This window comes from Aquimarina penaris, from assembly GCF_040786285.1.
Taxonomy (GTDB): Bacteria; Bacteroidota; Bacteroidia; order Flavobacteriales; family Flavobacteriaceae; genus Aquimarina.
In genome coordinates, this window is the sequence record NZ_JBFMKQ010000001.1 from 993,256 (window position 1) to 1,015,439 (window position 22,184).

Sequence of the window (22,184 nt, forward strand, 5' to 3'; positions counted from 1 at the left end):
ATAATAAAACCAGTATATGCAAAACATAAGTATCAAGATATTAATAGTAGTTGTAGTTTTTCCAACATTAATTTTCGCACAAAGTGGGTCAGACGATTATCAATATGACCCTAATGGAAACTTGATCATGGATCAGTATAAAGAGATTACAAATATAGAATATAACGTCCTCAACCTTCCTGAAAAGATCTTATTTGACGATGGAAGGAAAATAGTGTATAGGTATGCTGCCGATGGCAAAAAACTTACCCAGGAAACTATTCTGCAAGATGGTAACCCAGATAATAAGAAAGACTATCTGGATAATGTTGTTTATTCTTCAGGTCAATTAGAATATATTAATACTTCTGAAGGGTATGTAGAACCACAAAACAATCAATTTTCTTACACTTATCAACACAAAGATCAGGTAGGCAACATAAGAACTTCTTTTTCAGATTCTAATAGAGATGGTCATGTAGATGTAGTAAAACAAGAGAAAAACTACTATCCTTTTGGATTGCAATGGCAACAGCTCAATTCGGTTATTCGGGGTCGAAAACATAATTATGGATATGGCGGAAAAGAAGAGATCAAAGCCTTTGGGCTCGATTGGAATGATCATGGTGCCAGAATGTATGATCCGGCAATAGCCAAATGGAACGGTATCGACCAGCTAGCCGAAAAATATTATGGCTGGTCACCCTATAATTATGTAGCAGGGAATCCAATACTATTTACTGATCCTGATGGAAAAGACGGTATAATTCATTACATGGAAAATGGATTGGAAGAGGTTTTTATATATAAAGGCGGTAAACCCAAAAATGTGCCTAATAATAAATTTGTACGTCAAACTTTGAGTGCTATAGAATATAATCGTAAAAATGGTGGAGGGCAAATATTGGATCACCTCGTAGGATCCAGAAATCTTAATGTACATATATTCAACGCTAACCAGGTTAATGACCCAAGCTCAGGTAAAGATAAAACATACAAAAACAAAAGCAAGGTAGTACGAAGCACAAATAGCAAAGAACATTCGATTGAGTGGGATCCCAATGGCGGTACCCTGATCTCTTCTTCTGACGATCAACTGGATAATACTGTCATATCCCCAGCAACAAACCTGGAACATTTAGCCGGAGAAGTAGTAACCATTTATGCCAAAGAAAAGAATAAAGACGTTAAAGATCCTGATAAATTGAGAGCAGCAGAACATAATGGTGAGCTAAAACGTGGTGATACTGATAAAATAAGGGCAAATCCATCGGCTACAGTAAAAGACGTAAGAACCCAAGGACCAACCTCTAGAAAACCAAGTGATCCGAATGTTCGCATGCAAATCCAAAAAGCCCGAGAAAAACAACTAGATCTTGATAAAAGACAATGATTAAAAAAACAAGCATAGTGGCCTTATTTTTTACCTTGTTTTGGTATTATGGGTTTTCTCAGAATGATCAATATACCTATGATTCAAATGGAAATCTAATAGAGGATGACAATAAAAACATTGTATCCATAACATACAACGTCTTGAATTTACCTGAAGAAGTTATTTTTTCCGATGGAAGAAAAATCATCAATACTTATAGTGCAGATGGTAAAAAAATAAGCCAAAAAATCATCCAATCTGATGGAAGTACACAAGCTAAAAAAGATTTCTTAGAGAATATTGTGTATGCCTCTGATCAATTAGAATATATTAATACTTCAGAAGGGTATGTAGAACCACAAAACAATCAATTTTCTTACACTTATCAACACAAAGATCAGGTAGGTAATATAAGAACTTCTTTTTCAGACGGCAATGGTGATGGGAGTGCAGATTTAGTAAAAGAAGAAAAAAACTACTATCCCTTTGGATTGCAATGGCAGCAATCAGGTACTGTTATTAGAGGCCGAAAACATGCATATGGGTATGGTGGCAAGGAAGAGATCAATGCCTTTGGTTTAGACTGGAACGATCATGGTGCCAGGATGTATGATCCTGCTATAGCAAGATGGAATGGGATTGATCAACTCTCCGAAAAATATTATCGTTGGTCACCTTACAATTATGTTGCAGATAACCCAATTACATTTAATGATCCTAACGGTAAAGAACTGAGGATATATTATGTAGAAAATGGAGTAGAAAAATTCTATTCTTATAAAGGTGGAAAGCCAAAAGATGTGCCAAACAACAAATTTGTTAAACAAGTACTTACCGTACATCAACATAATATTAAAAACGGAGGGGGAGAATTTTTAAAGAGTTTGGCCAAATCTGATGAATCGGTTGATATCCGTCAGGTTTCCTCTAGTTTTTTAGGTAATAAAAGCTTTGCAAGGATAAAGAAGGCTAGAATACAAGGTACTCAAATATTTCTTGAAGGGATTATAGACTGGGATCCAAATAAAGGATTTTTGACAACGAATGGAAATGTGCTTTCACCAGCAACCATATTAGAACATGAGGCTTTTCATGTTTGGCTAGCCATGAATTATTTTGATCTGTACCAATTTTTGAAAAGCATAAAATTTAGCGCAGAATATAGTAACCTAATGGAAATGTTAACTATTTTATTTGCTGAACAACTTACTGCCAAAGCAAATGGAGAAATAACCAATGGCAAGGTATCACGAAAAAATCATAGAGGGTACGGTATGCGAACTCAAAGCGCAACATCTAATGATCCAAATATGTCTAAAGGACTAGAAAAGTTGATGAGATTTCATTTGCAATTAATGCATGAATGGCATGACCGAGGAGGAAGAGAAAAATACTTGAATGGAAAAAAACAATAAATTATTTTTTGCAGTACTTATTTGTTTCCAGATGCTATTCATCAAAGGATATTGTCAATCTGAATATCAATATGACCCAAATGGAAATCTAATAGAGGATGACAATAAAAATATTGTATCCATAGCATATAACGTCTTGAATTTACCCAAAGAAATTATTTTTTCCGATGGAAGAAAAATCATCAATACTTATAGTACTGATGGTAAAAAAATAAGCCAAAAAACTATCCAATCTGGTGGAAGTATACAGGCTAAAAAAGACTACATCAACAACATTGTATATACCTCTGATCAATTAGAATATATTAATACTTCAGAAGGGTATGTAGAACCACAAAACAATCAATTTTCTTACACTTATCAACACAAAGATCAGGTAGGTAATATAAGAACTTCTTTTTCAGACAGCAATGGTGATGGGAGTGCAGATTTAGTAAAAGAAGAAAAAAACTACTATCCCTTTGGTTTGCAATGGCAACAATCTGGTATTGTTATTAGAGGGCGACAACATAATTACGGATTTGGAGGTAAAGAAGAAATCAAAGCTTTTGGTTTAGACTGGAATGATCACGGTGCTAGAATGTATGATCCGGCCATAGCAAGATGGAATGGGATCGATCAACTCTCTGAAAAATATTATGGCCAGTCCCCTTATAATTATGTTACCAATAACCCTTTATTATTTAATGACCCCGATGGTAAGGATCTAAGAATATTTTATCAAGAAAATGGACAGGAAAAATTTTATATATACAAGGGAGGACAACCTAAAGATATCCCCAATGACCAGTATGTACAACAAGTAATAAGTGCCTATCAATATAATGTAAAGAATGGAGGTGGAAATTTTCTTAAAACGGCTGCCCATGCCAAGGAGACAGTAAATATTAGAGAAGTAGGTGGGGAATCAATTGATCAAACAAACTATTTGAGCTCTACATACGAACATGGCAGTAAGTATAGTCATCATCGAGAATTTTATCGCGGTGAAGTTATGAAGGAAGCAAGAACTATCTACTGGGATCCCAATGGAGGCCTTCTTACAGAAACTGGTGCTGTTCTTTCTCCTGCAACAGTACTAGAGCATGAAGCAGGTCATTGGGTTTTGCGAATGTTTTTCCCTGAAATATATCAGAATATTCTCCAAAAAAAAGGAGGAGATTACAGCTACATATATGAACAAATAATCGTTAATTCTGGAGAACAAAAAACTGCAGAAGCTAATAAAGAAGTGAAAAAAGGACAGCCTACCAGAAAAAGCCATAGAGGTAAAAGAATTAGAACCAATGGACCTACCTCTACATTACCTCCAAGTTTTGAGATTTTGGAGCAAATAATGCAAAACATTCGAAATAATAATGATACTAACGAAGATCAAAAACTCTGACAGTCTATGAAACTTTTTTTTCTTTTCTATTTCATTTTCGTTCTAATTGGTTTCAGTCAGTCTCAATATCAGTATGACCAGAACGGAAACCTTACCAAAGATGATGATAAAGACATCACATCCATAATTTATAATGTCCTCAACCTACCAGAAGAAATCCTTTTTTCTGATGGAAGAAAAATTGTAACAACCTACGCTGCAAATGGCAAAAAACTTTCTCAGCAAACGTATCAGGTTGATAACGACTTAGTACAAAACAAAGATTACCTAATTGACATTACATATACCAATAATGCCATTGAGTTCATAGACCAGCTAGCAGGCTATCTAGAACCTAAAACTTTGGGAGCATATCAATATGTATATCAACACAAAGATCATTTAGGAAATATCCAAATATCGTATGCCGATGATAACGAGAATGGTATAATTACTCATAATGAGATCAGAGAACAAAACTCATATTATCCATTTGGTCTAAAACATCAAATAGCGAATACTATTATAAGAGGCCGGGATCATAATTACGGTTTTGGAGGCAAAGAAGAGTTACATGTTTTTGGATTGAATTGGTCAGATTTTGGAGCCAGAAATTATGACCCAACGATTGGGCGCTGGATGAATTTGGATCCTCTCTCAGAAAAGTACGTTTTGTATTCGCCTTATAACTATGTTCTTAACAATCCCATTAATATGGTTGACCCCGATGGTAGGGATAGCGAGTTTGCTATGAATAGTAATACAATCACCTTGCAAAGTAGTTTTTCGCTAAAAGGCAATTTTAAGAAAATTCAAAAAAAATATGGTGTTTCAAAAAAACAAATTCAACAGTTAATTTCTAACCAGATTTCCAAAAAATATGGTGGCAATTTAAAAACGACCAACCCCAGAACGGGCAAATCTGTTAATGTAAAAATAAACACACCCACTTTTGATGAAAATGCTGCAAACTTTATAGAGGTCCTGGAAGCACATCAACTACATGACCCAGAAATGAAAGGATATACAATTAAAGGAAAAAGTATGGTTCTAAATCTTAAATACCTACTTAATTCAGACACAAATCCAGCGGCCCATGAGTTTGGCCATACATTAGGTTTGGAAGATGAGTATAAAGTAGTTAAATCGGAAGTCAAGATTATTGAAAATGGAGAACAAATAACAAAAAAAGTAAAAACCAGAACGGTAAATCCCGGTTCTGAAAATAGTATTATGGCAGAACCAGATGGTAATGTAGAACAACGTCATGTTGATGAGATTGTCTCTCCTATTTTTAAAGCTTGGAGCGAAACCCAGAAAAGATCAAAGACACCAATTAAAAATATTAAAGGAACGGTAAAGGGCAAATCAAAAAAAGCAATCATTAATGGGATAGAGTAATGTTTTTCAAAATTCAATTTATAAGTGCTATGACGAGTAAAAAGATCTATCTAACCAGTATCTTTCTTATATTATATTCAAGTGTTTTCTTGGCTGAAGCACAACATTCTAGAAGTTATAACTACGATGCTAACGGAAATATGATGTCTGATTCAAACAAAGCTATATCATCAATTACATATAATATACTTAATCTTCCTAAAACTATAATTTTTGAAGATGGTCGAAAAATTGAATATACGTATTCTGCTGCAGGAATAAAACTTTCGCAAAAAGCACATCGGGCAGATAGTAGTTTAGAGCAAAACAAAAACTATCTAAAGAACATTGTATATATTAACAATCAATTGGAATTCTTTAACCACTCTCAGGGGTATACAGAACAGAATCCTTTAGGAGAATTTGAGTATACATACCACCACCTGGATCATCTGGGTAATATTCGATTGTCTTTTGGGCAGGGTCACAATAATGCTGAAATAAAGGAAACAAAAGACTACTATCCTTTTGGATTAAGACATCAAAAAGAAAATAATCTTATAAGTGGACGTGCCCATCCATATGGTTTTAATGGAAAAGAAGAACAGCCGGTTTTTGATTTAGATTGGCATGATTTCGGAGCTCGAATGTATGATGCTACACTGGCAAGATGGAATGGAATAGATCCGTTAGCCGAAAATTATATAGACCTTTCTACTTATAGCTATGTTGCCAACAATCCAATTAGATTTATAGACCCCGATGGAATGCAAATAGCAGAAGGAAGTTTGAAAGATTGGAATACACAAAAAAATGCAATTCTAGCAGAAAGAACAGAAGTGCAAAAAACACTCAAAAACACCAAACCAACTAAGGCGAATAAAAAAAAGATTGCTGAATTGGAGTACCGTAATGCTGCACTAAGCACCTCTCTTGCTACTATGGATCTGTTAGAACAAAGTAGTCAGGTTTATAGAATAGATGAAACCAAAGGTCAAGTAGGGACCACCCGTTATGATAAGGATTCTGATGAGATAGTCATTTCATATGAAGATACCGAGAATTTTGTTCATGAATTAACTCATGGTGGACAGTATGAAACTGGAGAAATTTTCTTCGACAAAGAAAAAGGAAACTCTTTACTAAGTGATCTTCATGATGAAGCAGATGCATATAGAGCTCAATATGCCTTCTCTCCTGAGTCCTTTAAAAAAACCTTCCCAGGTAGAGATATCAAACACATTACGGCTCCTTGGGTGGGAAGAATGGAAGTAAAAGGCCCCAACGACAAAGAGTCAAGATATCTCTATAAAAATTATCTAAAAGTTAGGGTCAACATACGTACATCAAAAAGTACATTGAAGAGACTATTTCCCGGTGCTGCCAAAGAGCTAAAAAACCTTCCAGAAAATGAACCATTAAAAAAATTGACAGATATTAAATATAAACAATAATCAGAGGGATACGTGAAAATTTTTGTTCTTATATTTTTGTTCAGCATTTTTTTTCAAAAAACTAATGTGTGGTGCCAAGTTTCTAAACCTCACCATTATGATACTAATGGAAATATAATTAGTGACGATAACAAAAACATTAGATCTATTGAATTTAATATCCTAAACCTTCCTGAGACCATTACTTATAGTGATGGCAGAGAAATAGTATTTATGTATACCTCTGTCGGAGAAAAGCTTGCTCAAAAAGTCTATGATGCAAGCGGTCAACTCATACAAAATAGAAATTATATAACAGATGTGGTCTATGACCAGGAAAACCTTCAATTTTTGGTTTTTCAGGAAGGATATGCTGAGCCCAAAAACAGTGAATCTTTTTTGTATACTTATCAATATAAAGATCATTTAGGAAATATAAGGTTATCATTTATAGACTATGATGCTAATGGACAGGTCAGTCCTTTCGAAGAAATAAAAGAAGTAAAAGATTATTATCCTTTCGGACTTCAATTGCAACAACCCAATACAATTATCAGAGGAAGAAAACATCATTACGGATATAACGGAAAAGAACACAATGAGACTTTTGATTTGAATTGGTATGACTATATGCTCAGACAATATGACTCCTCGATGGCTCGATTTGTTAATATTGATCCTGCAAGTGAAACTTATTATTCAATCTCACCTTATTCTTATGTGGCCAATAATCCCTTAAACTTTATTGATCCTACAGGAGCCCTTATTGAAGATCCTCACAAAATGGTTACACAGTATAAAAACGAACTTAGCCAAAGAATCAGTAACCTTAAAAACTTTATTAAAAAGGACTATATCAATAAAAAAACGGGGAATCAGTTAATAAACGATTATAAATCTATGCTTAAAGACATAGAAAGGCTTGAAAAAGCTGATCAAATTTATGTAGTGTCAAGATCTGGAAAAAATCAGGAAGGAGGCGTTCATTATGATGCTACTTCAGATAAGATCATAGTTAATGTAGGGTCTACCAACCTTATTACTCATGAGCTAGAACATGCTGTACAATTTGAGAAAGGCCAAGTATCTTTTATGAAGGACAATTCTAGATATGGTGTTTTATATGATATAACAGATGAAACCAAAGCATATAATCAGGAAAGAATAGTTGCAGATGGTAAAGATTTTTATGATCAAAATAAAGCATTTTCAGATACTGACACTAAAAAACTAGGTAAAGCCTTAAAACCTCCGGCATACCAAAATTTGCCTTCCCACTCCATAGATTTAAAATCCCCTCAAGGAAGAGCATTAATAAAAAGAACCATAGAAGCAGGGAAGAAGGGGCTGCAAGTCAAGGAAGTCTTTAAAGGATGGCGGCAGTATTATCGATTAGGACAAAAATCAAGGCAATAGATTGTAAAATGTTGTCAATTTTGTTTCGCACCTGACTTCATCAATAAATAAATATTCATTACTATAAAAACTATAATTGCTGGTAACAACCAGGCAAGGCTGTAATTTCCAAAAGGAAGAACTTCTAAAACAGGAGCAACGGTTTCTTGCATCCCTAATGAACCTAAAAAATCAGGGATACTAAATATAACTGTAGCAATAACAACAGCTCTAAAAACCAAAGGCGAAGTAAACGTATCCGGTAAAACATTTAGAAGTATTAAAACAATGGTAATAGGGTAAATTAACATTAAAGCCGGGACTGCTACATCAATAATATAATGCACATCAAATTGCCCCATTAAAACACCTAAGATACAACCAATAATTGCCGTAAATAGATATACTTTTTGAGAATTCCCAAATACTCCTTTCATAAAATCGGCAGTACCAGTTACAATACCCACCGCCGTTGTAAAACAAGCCAATCCAACCAATACGCTCAAAAACACATTCCCGATATTTCCCAACGTTTTTAAACTTATTCCCGAAAGTAATTCTGTACGAGCAATGCCACTATCAAATTGTGTATTATACATAGCACCTGTATAAATCATTCCCGTATAAATCATTAATAGACCTATCCCCGCTACAATGCCGGATTTTATAATCAATTTTCTATTTTCCTGAAAATTATCTTTTCCCTTAATCTTTAGAGAGATTATAATTACACCACCTACTACAACGGCACCTATGGCATCAAAAGTTTGGTATCCTTCGAGCAATCCATGAATAACCGGAGTTTGAAAATCTGTAGGGCTTATCGGAGCTTGCGTTGAGAAAATTCCGATACAAATAATACTAATAACCACAATAAATATAATAGGAGAAAGAAATTTACCCAATAACCCTAGAATCCTGGATCGATTAATTACAAAAAGTAAGACCAGTGCAAAATAAATACTACTTGTCAACCAGGCACTTGTGCCGAAAAAAGGTTGTATTGCCATCTCATGTGTCACAGAAGCCGTTCTGGGTGATGGTAATGTAATTGAAATGATATATACTAACAGGCAATAAATGAGACTGAAGGTAGGCGATACTTTTTTCGCAAAATCCAACATCGTACCTTGTAATCTAGCATGTGCAACGATCCCTAACAATGGGATAATCACAGCAGAAACAGCAAAACCTATTGTAACCTGAAACCATACATCTCCTGCTTTAAAACCAAGAAGCGGTGGTAACATGAGATTACCTGCTCCAAAAAACATAGAAAATAATGCAAATCCCGCAACGAAAGTTTCTTTATTAAATCTCATTTAGTTAGGTTTATGTGCCTAAAAATAAAATTTCAAAATGATATTATCATACAAAGGGGTCAAAATAAATTATAATACAGTAGGAAAAGGGGTTCCAGTGGTTTTTCTACATGGGTTTTTAGAGAATTCTACCATGTGGGAAGAAACTATTCTCCTTTCTTCGAAGTATTATCATTGTATTTCTATTGATTTGCTAGGTCATGGTGATACCGAATGTTTAGGATATATTCACTCTATGGAAGATATGGCTCTTGCTGTAAAAGCCGTTTTAGATCATTTAAAAATTTCTAAAACAACTTTAATCGGTCATTCAATGGGAGGGTATGCAGCATTGGCTTTTGCAGATCTTTTTCCTAATATAGTTTTGGGATTAGCGTTGCTTAATTCTACATCTTTTCCGGATAGTGAAGAACGAAAAATAAATCGTACTCGAGCTATAGATATTGTAAAGAAAAACCCCAATGCATATACGAGTATGGCAATAGCAAATCTATTTGCAGAAAAGAACCAGTCTAAGTTTGTTAATGAAATAAAGCAGATTAAAAATCAAGCTTCAAAAACCCCTTTACAAGGAATTATCTCAGCTTTAGAAGGTATGAAAACTCGAAAAGACAGAACGGCTATTTTAAAAAACCTTAAAGTGCCTAAAATAATCTTTGCCGGACAATTAGATCCGGTACTGGATTATGCTCAAAACATCAAAGAAGCAGAGCAATGTAAAACAAATCTAATTACCCTAGACGGGGGACATATGTCTTACATAGAAAATAAAGAAGAATTTCTATCAGAATTACAAATATTTTTAAGGCAAACTAAAGAGAAAAAACCTAGAATATTATAGATGAAATACACTTTTATTGGCTTAAGAAGCTATAAAAAGCCCTTTTTTAGTTAAAAATCGATGCAAAAAGACAAATTTTTCTTACAAAAAGATTGTCGATTGCAAAAAAAACATTATTATTGTGTTGATAATGAACTTATAACGCTCGTCTATGAACTAATACCCCCGAAAAAAATGAAAAAATCTACCCCAAACTCCACCTTTTCTTTCTCAAAAATTTACTGCTCCTTATTTGGTCACGATTATCTTCTTTCTAAAGATGTTACTCATCATATAAAAGAATATACATGTGCACATTGTGGTGAACAAGCTACAACGAATAGCAGAGGGAGATTAGAAGTAATGACCCCTAAATTAAAGGAAATTAATAATGCTTTGGCTTCAGTACATGCTAAAAAGATAGAAAGAAGTAAAGCTAAAACTCAATTTCAAGCTGCCTCTTAGTTATTCTTTGATCGGATTCCAACCTTGAGCCTGTAATTCTATTTTTTCATTTGCTCTTGTAACTAATCCTATCCCACTTTTCTTATCAGTTATATGTCCAATAACGGTAAGGTTCGGATTCGCTTTAATTTTAGGATAGTCTTCTTGTCTGATTGTAAATAACAACTCGTAGTCTTCTCCACCATTTAGAGCTACCGTGGTGCTATTCAATTTAAACTCTTCGCAAACAGAGATCACCGCAGGATCCAAAGGTATTTTTTCTTCATATAAATTTACTCCAACTTTAGATTGCGTACAAAGATGTATTACTTCAGACGACAATCCATCGCTTATATCAATCATACTTGTTGGTTGTACTTCTAGTGCTTTAAGGAGCCCTGATATGTCTTTTCTTGCTTCGGGCTTAAGTTGTCTTTCAATAAGATAGGAGTATTGATCCAGGTCTGGTTGCGAATTAGGATTTACTTCAAATACTTGCTTTTCTCTTTCGAGAATCTGTAACCCCATATATGCCGCACCAAGATCACCAGTAACCACTAAAAGGTCATTTTCTTTGGCACCGTTACGATACACTAGGTCTTCTTTATCTGCATAGCCAACAGCAGTAATACTAATAATTAACCCGGTGGTTGATGATGTTGTATCTCCTCCTACCACATCTACATTATAAATCTTGGCCGCGGTTTCAATTCCTGCATATAATTCTTCTAAGGCCTCCAAAGGAAACCTGTTTGATACTGCAATAGAAATGGTAATCTGACTCGCTGTTGCATTCATAGCATATACATCAGATAAGTTTACCATAACTGCTTTATATCCTAAATGTTTTAAAGGAACATAAGCAAGGTCAAAATGTACTCCTTCAATTAGTAAATCGGTGGTTAGAATACACTTTTTATTTTCAAAATCTAAAACTGCTGCATCATCTCCGATTCCTAAGTTGGTGGTTTTTTGTTTTATCTCAAAATTTTTAGTCAAATGAGTAATAAGTCCAAATTCTCCCAATTCGGATATCTGTGTCTTCGATGTATTTTTATCTTCAATCATTTTGCAAAGGTAGTTGATCATAATTAATTGACCTTGTTTCAAGAGGTCATTATATGTTTTATAGCTTTTATCTATTTATATATATGTTAGATTAATGTTAGGTTTTGTGTATAAAATCTACTTATGTAGTATATTTGCATTTCATTTAGAATTAATCTATTTATAAAGAAGTATGATTAAGGTATCAGACATAGCAAAAAATAAGGTCATTGAATTGATGAGTGAAGATGGATATAATGCCACTACCGATTATGTTCGGGTAGGGGTAAAAAGCGGCGGATGCTCTGGTTTATCTTATGATTTAAAGTTTGACAAAACGCAAGAAGAAGGAGACAAAGTCTTTGAAGATAATGGTGTAAAAATCATTATTGATAAGAAAAGTTTCCTATACCTCATCGGGACAACCTTAGAATATTCGGGAGGTTTAAATGGTACTGGTTTTGTATTTAATAACCCCAATGCAAGCAGAACTTGCGGTTGCGGAGAAAGTTTTTCACTTTAATTGATAAAAAAAGAGGTCCCAAATTAACTTTTTTGGGATAAAGAAGATGGCATATACTGAAGACGACTTAAAGAAAGAATTAGAAACCAAAGAATATGAGTACGGATTTTATACTGATATAGAATCTGATACTTTTCCTGTGGGTCTTAATGAAGATATAGTTCGTGCAATTTCTAAGAAAAAAGAAGAGCCCGAATGGATGACAGAATGGAGATTAGAGGCTTTTCGAGCCTGGGAACAGATGGAAGAGCCCGAATGGGCAAATGTAAGATATGAAAAACCTAATTTTCAGAATATTTCTTACTATTCTGCTCCAAATAAGAAACCAAAATACAATAGTATTGATGAGGTTGATCCCGAGTTGTTAGAGACTTTTAAAAAGCTCGGAATTTCTTTAGATGAGCAAAAGAAATTGGCTGGAGTTGCTGTTGATATTGTAATGGATTCTGTATCTGTGGCCACTACTTTTAAAGAAACACTTGCAGAAAAAGGCATTATATTTTGTTCAATTTCTGAAGCCATTCAAGAACATCCCGAATTGGTTAAAAAGTATATCGGAAGCGTTGTTCCTCGGAAAGATAATTTTTATGCCGCATTAAATTCTGCTGTTTTTAGTGATGGTTCTTTCTGTTATATTCCAAAGGGAGTTCGTTGCCCAATGGAATTATCGACATATTTTAGAATTAATCAGGCAGGTACTGGTCAGTTCGAACGCACATTGGTTATTGCGGATCAAGGTAGTTATGTAAGTTATCTCGAAGGGTGTACAGCTCCTTCTCGTGACGAAAACCAATTGCATGCGGCTGTTGTCGAATTAATTGCATTAGATGATGCCGAAATAAAATATTCTACCGTACAAAACTGGTATCCTGGTAATGCCGAAGGTAAAGGTGGTGTTTATAATTTTGTAACTAAACGAGGAATTTGTGAAACTAATGCTAAAATTTCTTGGACTCAGGTTGAAACCGGATCGGCAGTAACCTGGAAATATCCATCTTGCGTGCTTAAAGGAGATAACTCTGTAGGAGAATTTTATTCTATAGCGGTGACTAATAATTTTCAACAGGCAGATACCGGTACAAAAATGATTCACTTGGGTAAAAACACCAAAAGTACGATCATTTCTAAAGGTATTTCTGCTGGACAATCACAAAATAGCTATCGAGGATTGGTACAAATAAACAGCAGAGCTACAAATGCACGTAATTTTTCACAGTGTGATTCGCTATTGATGGGCAATGAATGTGGCGCGCATACGTTTCCTTATATAGAAGCAAAAAACAAAACAGCTCAAATAGAACATGAAGCTACTACAAGTAAAATAGGTGAAGATCAAATTTTTTACTGTAATCAACGCGGTATTGATACCGAAAAGGCTATTGCTTTGATTGTTAATGGATTTAGTAAAGAAGTGTTGAATAAATTACCTATGGAGTTTGCTGTAGAAGCCCAAAAACTTTTAGAAATTTCTCTTGAAGGTTCTGTTGGATAACTAATAAACATCAAATCGACATTAATGAAACAACCATTTCTTCTCATTGCCCTAAGCCTTATACTTTTTTGTTGTAAAACCGAAAACAAAAATGAGGACCCAGACCTAATTCGAGGTGAATTTATTCTTATTGATGATGCAGCAGTTATAAAAGGAAAAGATTTTATTTATGGAGTAGTAATTGACGAAATTACTCGCGAATTAGCCCAGAAAGTAGCGCCTCTTCAAAGAGAGGAATATGATATGGTTCCTGTAGTTATAAAAGGAGTTATTAAACCAAACCCCGAACAAGGTTGGGAAGAAATCATAGAGATAAAAGAAATTATAGGAGTAAGTGCACCAACATCAGAGCTGCCAACAAAAATAAAATCTTCTGACACAGAAGAAAGCTCAAATGAAGGTGAAAATAAAGAAAAATAATACATAAATATATCTCACTTAGCGTAGAGATAAAAGAATTGTGCAGCATGTTAGAAATAAAGGATTTACACGCTAGTGTAGAAGGAAAAGAAATTCTAAAAGGTCTTAACTTAAATGTAAAAGCAGGAGAAATCCATGCTATAATGGGTCCAAACGGTGCAGGAAAAAGTACCTTGGCTAATATTATTGCAGGTAAAGAGGATTATGAAGTTAGTGGAGGAGGAATTCTTTTAGAAGGAGAAGATATTGAAGAATTAGCAGCCGAAGAGCGTGCTCACAAAGGTGTTTTTCTTTCATTTCAATATCCAGTAGAAATCCCAGGTGTTACCGTAACAAATTTCATGAAAACCGCGATCAACGAAACCCGAAAAGCACAGGGCCTAGAAGAAATGCCCGCTAAGGATATGTTGAAAAAAATTCGCGAAAAATCTGAACTGCTAGAAATTGATCGTAAATTTTTATCCCGCTCCCTAAACGAAGGGTTTTCTGGAGGTGAGAAAAAACGAAATGAAATCTTTCAGATGGCTATGATGGAACCCAAATTGGCTATTCTAGATGAAACAGATTCTGGTCTAGACATTGATGCTTTGAGAATTGTTGCTAATGGAGTAAACAAACTTAAAAGTCAAGATAATGCCATTGTTGTAATTACACATTATCAGAGACTGCTAGAGCATATTGTTCCTGATTTTGTACACGTATTGTATGACGGTAAAATTGTGAAATCTGGCAACAAAGAACTAGCTCTTGAGTTAGAGGAAAAAGGATATGACTGGATTAAGGAAGAGATAAACGCATAGTTATGGAATTGAAAGATAAATTAGTATCTTCTTTTTTGGCTTTTGAGAACACAGTAGATATTGATGCTCCTGTTCATGATATCCGAAGTCAAGCCATTAAGGTATTTGAAGAAAAAGGGTTCCCAACCAAAAAAGAAGAAGCCTGGAAATATACTTCTCTTAATGCGATACTAAAACACGATTATAGTATTTTTCCTGATGAGGAAAATGCATTAGAGTTTAAGGATATTAAAAAGTACTTTATTCATGATCTTGATACCTATAAGATCGTGTTTATAGACGGAAAGTATTCTTCGCACCTATCAGAAACTACCCATGATAAGATAGACGTATGTTTAATGTCTTCTGCATTAACTCATGATAAATATAAAGCTGTTATTGATAATTATTTCAATAAAATAGCAAAACAAGATGGTCTTACTTCTTTAAATACGGCGTTTTCTAGAGAAGGAGCATATATCTATATTTCAAAAAATAAATTGGCAGATAAGCCCATACAGATTATCCATTTTTCTACAGGGAAAGAATCGGCCCAGATGCTACAGCCTCGTAATTTGATTGTTGTTGAAGAAAACTCACATGTTCAGATTATTGAGCGTCATCAAAGTCTTACGGATAATCCAGTATTAACGAATTCTGTTACCGAAATTTTTGTAGATAAAAGAGCTATCGTTGATTATTATAAGATCCAGAATGATAACGAGAATGCTTCACTGGTAGATAATACTTATATAGAGCAACAAGCACAAAGTGTAGCATCTGTACATACTTTTGCTTTTGGAGGCAATATCACCAGAAACAACCTGAATTTTTATCAAAAAGGAGAAGGAATTGACTCTATTCTTAATGGGATAACCATTTTAGAAGGCAAACAACATGTCGATCATAATACATTAGTACATCATACAGAACCCAATTGTGAGAGCCATCAGGACTATAAAGGTATTTTTGATGAAAAAGCAACAGGTGTTTTTAATGGAAAAATTATCGTAAATAAAGAAGCTCAGAAAACAAATGCTTTTCAGTCTAATAATAATATTTTATTAAGTGACAAAGCAACGATTAACTCAAAACCACAATTAGAAATTTTTGCAGATGATGTAAAATGTTCTCATGGTTGTACTATAGGGCAGTTAGATGATAATGCTTTATTTTATATGAGATCCCGTGGTATTGGTGAGAAAGAAGCCAAGGCACTATTAATGTATGCTTTTGCAAATAATGTATTAGAAAGTGTAAAAATACCTCAATTAAAAAGTAGAATTAACAAACTTATAGCCAATAAACTTAATGTAAATATTGGTTTTGATTTGTAATATATAAGAGAATATAAAAGCGAAGGCCTCACAAGTTGTAAAAAACTGTGAGGCCTTTTTTTATTCCACAGCACTAACAATATCTTTCAGAAAAGTATTAAAATCCACACCTGCATCTCCAATCAATCCAAAACGTACAATAACTACATCTTTTGAAGGGATAATGAACACCCGTTGCCCCTGAAAACCATTTGCAGAAAACATATCCCTGGGTGCATCGGGATAAAATCCTCCTGCATTTAACCAAAAATGGCCACCATAATCACCCTCTGATGTGGGGCTTGGCGTGGTTACATAATCTACCCATTGAGGATCAAAAATCTGTGTTCCATTCCAGTTTCCCTTATGCAAATACAGCAAACCAAACTTACCCCAATCTCGTACTGTTGCCCACGCATATGAAGACCCTACATAATTACCAGCCATGTCTGTTTCTAGAAGCATAGAGTTCATTCCGATCTTATCAATAAACTCACGATAAGGATAATCCAGATATTCTTGATAGGTAGAAAACTGCTTTCTCAGTATTCCCGACAACAAATTAGAAACGCCAGATGAATAATACCAATACTCATTAGGCTTATGAATTGCTTTTTTATGAATTTGGGCAGTAGTCATATCCTTATCTATATATAACATTTTTGTAGCGTCTGAAATAGAACCATAATCCTCATCCCAGGCCAAACCACAATTCATTTGTAACAAATTGTTGATTGTAATTTCCTTTCTTTCATCATTTTTCCATGCCGAAATAGGTGCATGATTGTAAATATCAATAGCACCTTGTTTCTGTAACACTCCATAAATAGTTCCTAGAACACTTTTAGTCATTGACCACCCTAATAATCTAGAGTTTTTATCCAACGGGTTTATATATTTCTCTGCAATAATCTGATCTTTGTATAGGACTAGAACAGCCCTTGTTTTCTTTTTATTTTCTTCATTAGCATCAAAAATGGAGGCAACGGTTCTATTTACTTTATCATAATCAATAGTATTAAAAACGGTATCTTTTTGTGGTAATTCTCCATAAGGATACGATAATCCGGTTTCTATTTTAATTCTATTAGGAACTAAAACAGGAGAGTTTTCATCAAAATCTTCATTAATTAGAACACTTCCTAATCCTTCGCGATAAATCGCTTTTCTTTCTTTTAACCCAAAAACAGAGGCAACAGATGTTTTTTCTTTCACACTTACCACATCATCTGCTAAATGAACCGGAGCAAAATTATTGTCATAGGTATCTGTAAATTCCATACTTCTATTCCCAACAAAAACAGATGAGTTCATGTTCTTTGCAGAATAGCCTGTTATTATGGCAAGTTTTGGATAATTTAGAGGAACGGCAATACAAATTGCAACAAATAGAACAATGAATGTAATACCTATAGTTTTTTTAAATCGCTTCATAAGAAAAAAGGTTAAACCAATCTAAAAATAAACAATCCTAATTAGAAATACTTAGTACTTTTGCAGAAAGAAATTACTATGCTCGATGTACATAAAATTAGAGAAGATTTTCCGATTCTTAAAAGAGAAGTAAACGGAAAGACTCTGGTATATTTTGATAACGCTGCCACATCTCAAACCCCACAAGTGGTAATTAATGCTATTGTAGATTACTATAGTAATTATAATGCTAATATTCATCGCGGTGTTCATACCTTATCACAAGAGGCTACAGATGCCTATGAGATTGCCAGAAAGAAAGTACAAGAACACTTTAATGCCCAATATACTCACGAGATTATTCTCACATCGGGAACCACTCACAGCATCAATATTGTTGCCACAGGCTTTACGAACTTTCTTTCTAAAGGTGATGAGATTATAGTTTCTGCTTTAGAGCATCACTCTAATATTGTTCCATGGCAAATGCTTTGTGATCGCACAGGGGCGGTACTTAAAGTGATCCCAATGAATGAGGACGGAGAATTGTTGATGGATGTGTATGATACTTTACTTTCAGACAAAACCAAGCTTGTTTTTGTAAATCATATTTCTAACGCCTTGGGAACTATAAACCCGATTGAAGAAATTATTGAAAAAGCTCACAAAGTGGGAGCCGCTGTATTGATTGATGGTGCACAATCCTGCCCTCATGTAAAGCCAGATGTTCAGGCTTTAGATGTGGATTTTTATGTTGCATCTGCACACAAACTTTGTGGTCCTACAGGAGTAGGTTTACTTTACGGAAAAGAAGAATGGCTTAATAAGCTTCCACCATACCAAGGGGGTGGCGAGATGATTGATCAAGTAACTTTCGAAAAAACTACCTATGCAGGACTTCCTCATAAATTTGAAGCAGGGACCCCTAATATCTGTGGTGGTATCGCCTTTGGTGCTGCTTTGGATTATATGAACAGTATTGGTTTTGATAACATCGCCAGTTATGAGAATGAACTACTCGAGTATGGCACAAAAAAGTTATTAGAGATCGAAGGATTAAAAATCTATGGAACATCTAAAAATAAGACTTCGGTAATTTCTTTCAACTTAGAAAATATACACCCTTATGATGTAGGAACCATTGTAGACAAATTAGGAATTGCAGTGCGTACGGGGCATCATTGTGCCCAACCCATTATGGATTTTTATAAAATACCTGGGACCATAAGAGCTTCTTTTTCATTTTACAACACCAAAGAAGAGATAGATGCCTTAGTTGAAGCTGTTAAAAGGGCTAAAATGATGCTTTCTTAGGCAAGTGAAGTACTCAAAAGCTGAAGGTTTTTAGGTGTATTATGGATTTGAAAAAAACAGAAGTGTAGTAAAGTTGCATCGGTGAGTATATTGCATTGAATAAGAACAAGTTAAAAAACAATAACTGTTATTAAACTTCGTTCTTGATTTTACAACGTAACCAGATTCCCCAAATATGAAAATACAACGTCTTTTTCCAAAATATTATACATTTCTATTTTCAATAATTCTTTTAGTATCCTGTAGTAGCGATGATAATGATAACGGTACGGTAACTATCGATAATCCCCTTGAAAATCCATTTGATGGTATCCCGGCAGGAAACCCAGATGGGAGTTTTCCGGTACCTATAGAAGCATCACTCGAAGATGTTTCTAATCCGGATACAGTAGTTGGTGATGGTACTCCCGAGAGTTGTACTGGTCAGGTTTTTATTGATGCTGTCGCTAAAGGGGGTAAAATTGTATTTAATTGCGGATCAGATCCAATAACAATAGTACTTAACGAACCCGCCAAAATATTTAATGATGCCAATACAAATGTGGTTATTGATGGTGGTGGATTGATAACCTTGAGCGGCAATAATCAAACAAGGATTCTCTATATGAATACCTGTGATCCAAATCAGGTATGGACCACAGATCATTGTCAAAATCAAGATAACCCAAGGCTTACAGTGCAGAACATTACATTTGCCAATGGGAACTCTACTAATGAAACAGAATATGACGGTGGAGGTGCCATTTGGGTTCGCGGGGGGCGTTTTAAAGTAGTAAATTGTCGTTTTTTTAATAACACATGTGCTAGCGTTGGTCCAGATGTGGGCGGGGGAGCTATACGAGTATTTAGTCAATATAATAACCAACCTGTATTTGTAGTCAATAGTACTTTTGGAGGCAGAGAAAACTTAGGAAACTCTGGGTCAAATGGCGGAGCCATTAGTAGTATAGGAGTCTCGTGGACAATTATAAATAGCCTTTTTTCGCATAATCGTGCTATTGGTAGCGGTGGCAACCCAAGCCAACCAGGAACTTTGGGAGGAGGAAGCGGTGGAGCTATTTATAATGATGGAAATACGATGACACTTACTCTTTTAGGGTCTAAAATAGAAGCGAATGAGGTAAATGATTTTGGTGCAGCTATCTTCTTTGTTACTAATGACCATACCGGAAATGTTATCATTAATGATTCTACCATTCAAAATAATGTGGGGGGCTCATGGTATCCTTCCTATCCAGGGATTTCTGGGCATGCAGATACCGATATAAGTGTATTAAATTCTACGATTACAGAATAAATAGTAAACACTTAATTTTTTCTTAACTTGAAATAGCTGCTTTGATAAGTATCCTTTCTTAACAGATTTGATGGAGTTTTTGTGTGCCAAAGTGGGTAAGAAATCGCGTATTTGAGAATCATGTTTTTTTACATGAAAAAATTCACCCTTAATCCTATCTCATCCCAACAATAATCAGCAAATCGACAATAAATATCTAATTATCAGTATTTTGAAAACAAGTCAATAATGACTAAATCAATTGGCATAATAGTAAAATATATTAGATTATTCTTGCAAAAAACCTTTTTTCAGGATAACTTTAACACATTCATGTTAACCAAAAATAAATATATTATGAAAACAGTACTATTAAGTATTCTGTCAATTTTTTTTCTAGTTTGCAGCGGTATTGCTCAAGACTATGATGTTAGTTCAAGCTCTAAAACCTTCAGAGATGCAGACCGACGTAATCGAAGAGTAAATGCAAGAATTTATTACCCTAAAGTGAATAGAACAAGCCAAGCACAAGCAGTGCAGGAATCTTTTCCTGTAGTTGTTCTAGGGCATGGTTTTGTAATGGGTTCTAGTGCCTATCAGAACTTTTATGACACTTTGGTTCCTCGAGGTTATATTGTAGTTTTTGTGAATACAGAAGGTTCATTCTTCGCTAATCACGAAGCGTTTTCTAGGGATCTTGCTTTTATGGTAGAAGCAATCCAGAATGAAAACAACAATTCGAACTCTGTTCTATTCGGGCTAGTAGATGATAAAAGCGCTCTAATAGGCCATTCTATGGGTGGAGGTGCAGCAGTTGTTGCCGCTTCTCTAACAGATGTGGAAACGCTGGTTACTTTTGCACCGGCATTATTACGATTTGACACCTTAACACCAGCTACTAATGTTACTGCAGAGTCTATTGTATTTTCTGGAAGCAGTGATGGAGTAACCCCTCCTGAAGAGAATCATATACCAATTTATGATAATTTGGGGTCAGATTGTAAATACTTTATAAATATAGAAGGTGGTGCTCATTGTTACTATGCAAATAGTAACTTTTTTTGTGACTTTGGAGAAAATAGTGCATCAAGCGGTATTCAAATATCACGAACTCAACAACAAGCTATTACATTTCAATTCTTAAACCCTTGGCTTGATTACAAACTAAAAGGAGATGTTGCTGCACAACAACAATTTGTATCTGATATCACAAACTCAGATGATATTACTTTTGAAAATAATTGCGGTAATGCCTGGGTACAAGAAACTACAGAGATTAATTTAACTGTGTTTCCAAACCCTGCCAATAAGACATTGAGTGTTAAAACGTCTAACAATCAAAAAGTGCATAAAGTTGAGCTTTACAGTCAATTCGGAAAACTTATCTCTACCTCAAGTACATCTCAAGTTGATGTTTCGGGAGTAAAAAGAGGTCATTATTTGATAAAAATCTATGTTGATGGTACGATTGTCACTAAAAAAGTAGTGATTAAAAAGTAGTATCAATACTAGTTGCGTTTGTATTAAAGTGTTATTAAGGTGAGGGAGTTTTTACTCCCTCATTTTATTTGATTACAGCCCATAAATCACTAAATTGTATTATCAATGCAGATGCGTTAATAGTTTGTTAATCAAACTGTTAAATAATGTTTTTATTTCTGTTGAATATAAAAAT

The 22,184-nt window shown here is 34.6% G+C and carries 19 protein-coding genes; 16 read left to right on the forward strand and 3 right to left on the reverse strand.

Features of this window, described 5'->3' with window-relative positions; translation table 11 throughout:
* Nucleotides 1–16: 16 nt before the first annotated feature.
* The 6 genes from ABW637_RS03925 to ABW637_RS03950 all read left to right on the forward strand — a co-directional run bounded on the left by ABW637_RS03925 (nucleotide 17) and on the right by ABW637_RS03950 (nucleotide 8,364).
* A complete protein-coding gene (locus ABW637_RS03925; RefSeq protein WP_367583327.1) occupies nucleotides 17–1,372 on the forward strand; it encodes an RHS repeat domain-containing protein in 1,356 nt (451 codons plus the stop codon).
* Complete coding sequence (locus ABW637_RS03930) at nucleotides 1,369–2,769, forward strand: RHS repeat domain-containing protein (protein WP_367583328.1); 1,401 nt, start codon at nucleotides 1,369–1,371, stop codon at nucleotides 2,767–2,769. Before ABW637_RS03925 ends, ABW637_RS03930 begins: the two co-directional genes overlap by 4 nt.
* A complete protein-coding gene (locus ABW637_RS03935) occupies nucleotides 2,753–4,156 on the forward strand; it encodes an RHS repeat domain-containing protein (protein ID WP_367583329.1) in 1,404 nt (467 codons plus the stop codon). Before ABW637_RS03930 ends, ABW637_RS03935 begins: the two co-directional genes overlap by 17 nt.
* A gap of 6 nt (nucleotides 4,157–4,162) precedes the next feature.
* Nucleotides 4,163–5,536, forward strand: a complete 1,374-nt coding sequence (locus ABW637_RS03940) for an RHS repeat-associated core domain-containing protein (protein WP_367583330.1) — start codon at nucleotides 4,163–4,165, stop codon at nucleotides 5,534–5,536.
* Nucleotides 5,537–5,565: 29 nt separating this feature from the next.
* A complete protein-coding gene (locus ABW637_RS03945) occupies nucleotides 5,566–6,969 on the forward strand; it encodes an RHS repeat domain-containing protein (RefSeq protein ID WP_367583331.1) in 1,404 nt (467 codons plus the stop codon).
* Between the two features lie 66 nt (nucleotides 6,970–7,035).
* On the forward strand, nucleotides 7,036–8,364 hold the full coding sequence (locus ABW637_RS03950) for an RHS repeat domain-containing protein (RefSeq protein WP_367583332.1): 1,329 nt from the start codon (nucleotides 7,036–7,038) through the stop codon (nucleotides 8,362–8,364).
* Between the two features lie 14 nt (nucleotides 8,365–8,378).
* Here ABW637_RS03950 and brnQ read toward each other — a convergent pair whose 3' ends face one another.
* Nucleotides 8,379–9,665 carry a branched-chain amino acid transport system II carrier protein gene (gene brnQ, locus ABW637_RS03955; RefSeq protein WP_367583333.1) on the reverse strand — a complete coding sequence of 429 codons (1,287 nt, stop codon included), beginning with the start codon at nucleotides 9,663–9,665 and terminating at the stop codon, nucleotides 8,379–8,381.
* Between the two features lie 37 nt (nucleotides 9,666–9,702).
* Here brnQ and ABW637_RS03960 point away from each other — a divergent pair, with 37 nt between their 5' ends.
* Together ABW637_RS03960 and ABW637_RS03965 are read left to right on the forward strand one after the other, a co-directional pair.
* Nucleotides 9,703–10,506 carry an alpha/beta fold hydrolase gene (locus tag ABW637_RS03960; protein ID WP_367583334.1) on the forward strand — a complete coding sequence of 268 codons (804 nt, stop codon included), beginning with the start codon at nucleotides 9,703–9,705 and terminating at the stop codon, nucleotides 10,504–10,506.
* Between the two features lie 174 nt (nucleotides 10,507–10,680).
* Nucleotides 10,681–10,950, forward strand: coding sequence for a DUF1660 family phage protein (locus tag ABW637_RS03965; RefSeq protein ID WP_367583335.1), 270 nt, complete (start codon nucleotides 10,681–10,683; stop codon nucleotides 10,948–10,950).
* On the opposite strand, the gene thiL is transcribed toward ABW637_RS03965, so the two are convergent.
* On the reverse strand, nucleotides 10,951–11,997 hold the full coding sequence (thiL, locus tag ABW637_RS03970) for a thiamine-phosphate kinase (protein WP_367583336.1): 1,047 nt from the start codon (nucleotides 11,995–11,997) through the stop codon (nucleotides 10,951–10,953). It lies immediately after the preceding gene.
* A 172-nt stretch (nucleotides 11,998–12,169) separates the two neighbouring features.
* Here thiL and ABW637_RS03975 point away from each other — a divergent pair, with 172 nt between their 5' ends.
* The 5 genes from ABW637_RS03975 to sufD are packed head-to-tail and all read left to right on the forward strand — an operon-like array spanning nucleotide 12,170 to nucleotide 16,527.
* Nucleotides 12,170–12,499, forward strand: a complete 330-nt coding sequence (locus ABW637_RS03975) for a HesB/IscA family protein (protein WP_367583337.1) — start codon at nucleotides 12,170–12,172, stop codon at nucleotides 12,497–12,499.
* Between the two features lie 46 nt (nucleotides 12,500–12,545).
* Nucleotides 12,546–13,991 (forward strand): Fe-S cluster assembly protein SufB, encoded by a 1,446-nt coding sequence (gene sufB / locus ABW637_RS03980; RefSeq protein WP_367583338.1) that lies wholly within the window; start codon nucleotides 12,546–12,548, stop codon nucleotides 13,989–13,991.
* 24 nt (nucleotides 13,992–14,015) lie between these two features.
* Nucleotides 14,016–14,411: a hypothetical protein gene (locus ABW637_RS03985; RefSeq protein WP_367583339.1), complete on the forward strand. Its 396-nt coding sequence runs from the start codon at nucleotides 14,016–14,018 to the stop codon at nucleotides 14,409–14,411.
* 47 nt (nucleotides 14,412–14,458) lie between these two features.
* On the forward strand, nucleotides 14,459–15,211 hold the full coding sequence (sufC, locus tag ABW637_RS03990) for a Fe-S cluster assembly ATPase SufC (RefSeq protein ID WP_367583340.1): 753 nt from the start codon (nucleotides 14,459–14,461) through the stop codon (nucleotides 15,209–15,211).
* A gap of 2 nt (nucleotides 15,212–15,213) precedes the next feature.
* A complete protein-coding gene (gene sufD, locus ABW637_RS03995; protein WP_367583341.1) occupies nucleotides 15,214–16,527 on the forward strand; it encodes a Fe-S cluster assembly protein SufD in 1,314 nt (437 codons plus the stop codon).
* Nucleotides 16,528–16,587: 60 nt separating this feature from the next.
* On the opposite strand, the gene ABW637_RS04000 is transcribed toward sufD, so the two are convergent.
* On the reverse strand, nucleotides 16,588–17,940 hold the full coding sequence (locus tag ABW637_RS04000) for a serine hydrolase domain-containing protein (RefSeq protein ID WP_367583342.1): 1,353 nt from the start codon (nucleotides 17,938–17,940) through the stop codon (nucleotides 16,588–16,590).
* Nucleotides 17,941–18,018: 78 nt separating this feature from the next.
* On the opposite strand from ABW637_RS04000, the gene ABW637_RS04005 reads away from it, so the two are divergent.
* The 3 genes from ABW637_RS04005 to ABW637_RS04015 all read left to right on the forward strand — a co-directional run bounded on the left by ABW637_RS04005 (nucleotide 18,019) and on the right by ABW637_RS04015 (nucleotide 22,009).
* Nucleotides 18,019–19,233 carry an aminotransferase class V-fold PLP-dependent enzyme gene (locus tag ABW637_RS04005; protein WP_367584452.1) on the forward strand — a complete coding sequence of 405 codons (1,215 nt, stop codon included), beginning with the start codon at nucleotides 18,019–18,021 and terminating at the stop codon, nucleotides 19,231–19,233.
* A 175-nt stretch (nucleotides 19,234–19,408) separates the two neighbouring features.
* On the forward strand, nucleotides 19,409–20,530 hold the full coding sequence (locus tag ABW637_RS04010) for a hypothetical protein (RefSeq protein ID WP_367583343.1): 1,122 nt from the start codon (nucleotides 19,409–19,411) through the stop codon (nucleotides 20,528–20,530).
* A gap of 336 nt (nucleotides 20,531–20,866) precedes the next feature.
* Nucleotides 20,867–22,009: a poly(ethylene terephthalate) hydrolase family protein gene (locus ABW637_RS04015; RefSeq protein ID WP_367583344.1), complete on the forward strand. Its 1,143-nt coding sequence runs from the start codon at nucleotides 20,867–20,869 to the stop codon at nucleotides 22,007–22,009.
* Nucleotides 22,010–22,184 lie beyond the last annotated feature (175 nt).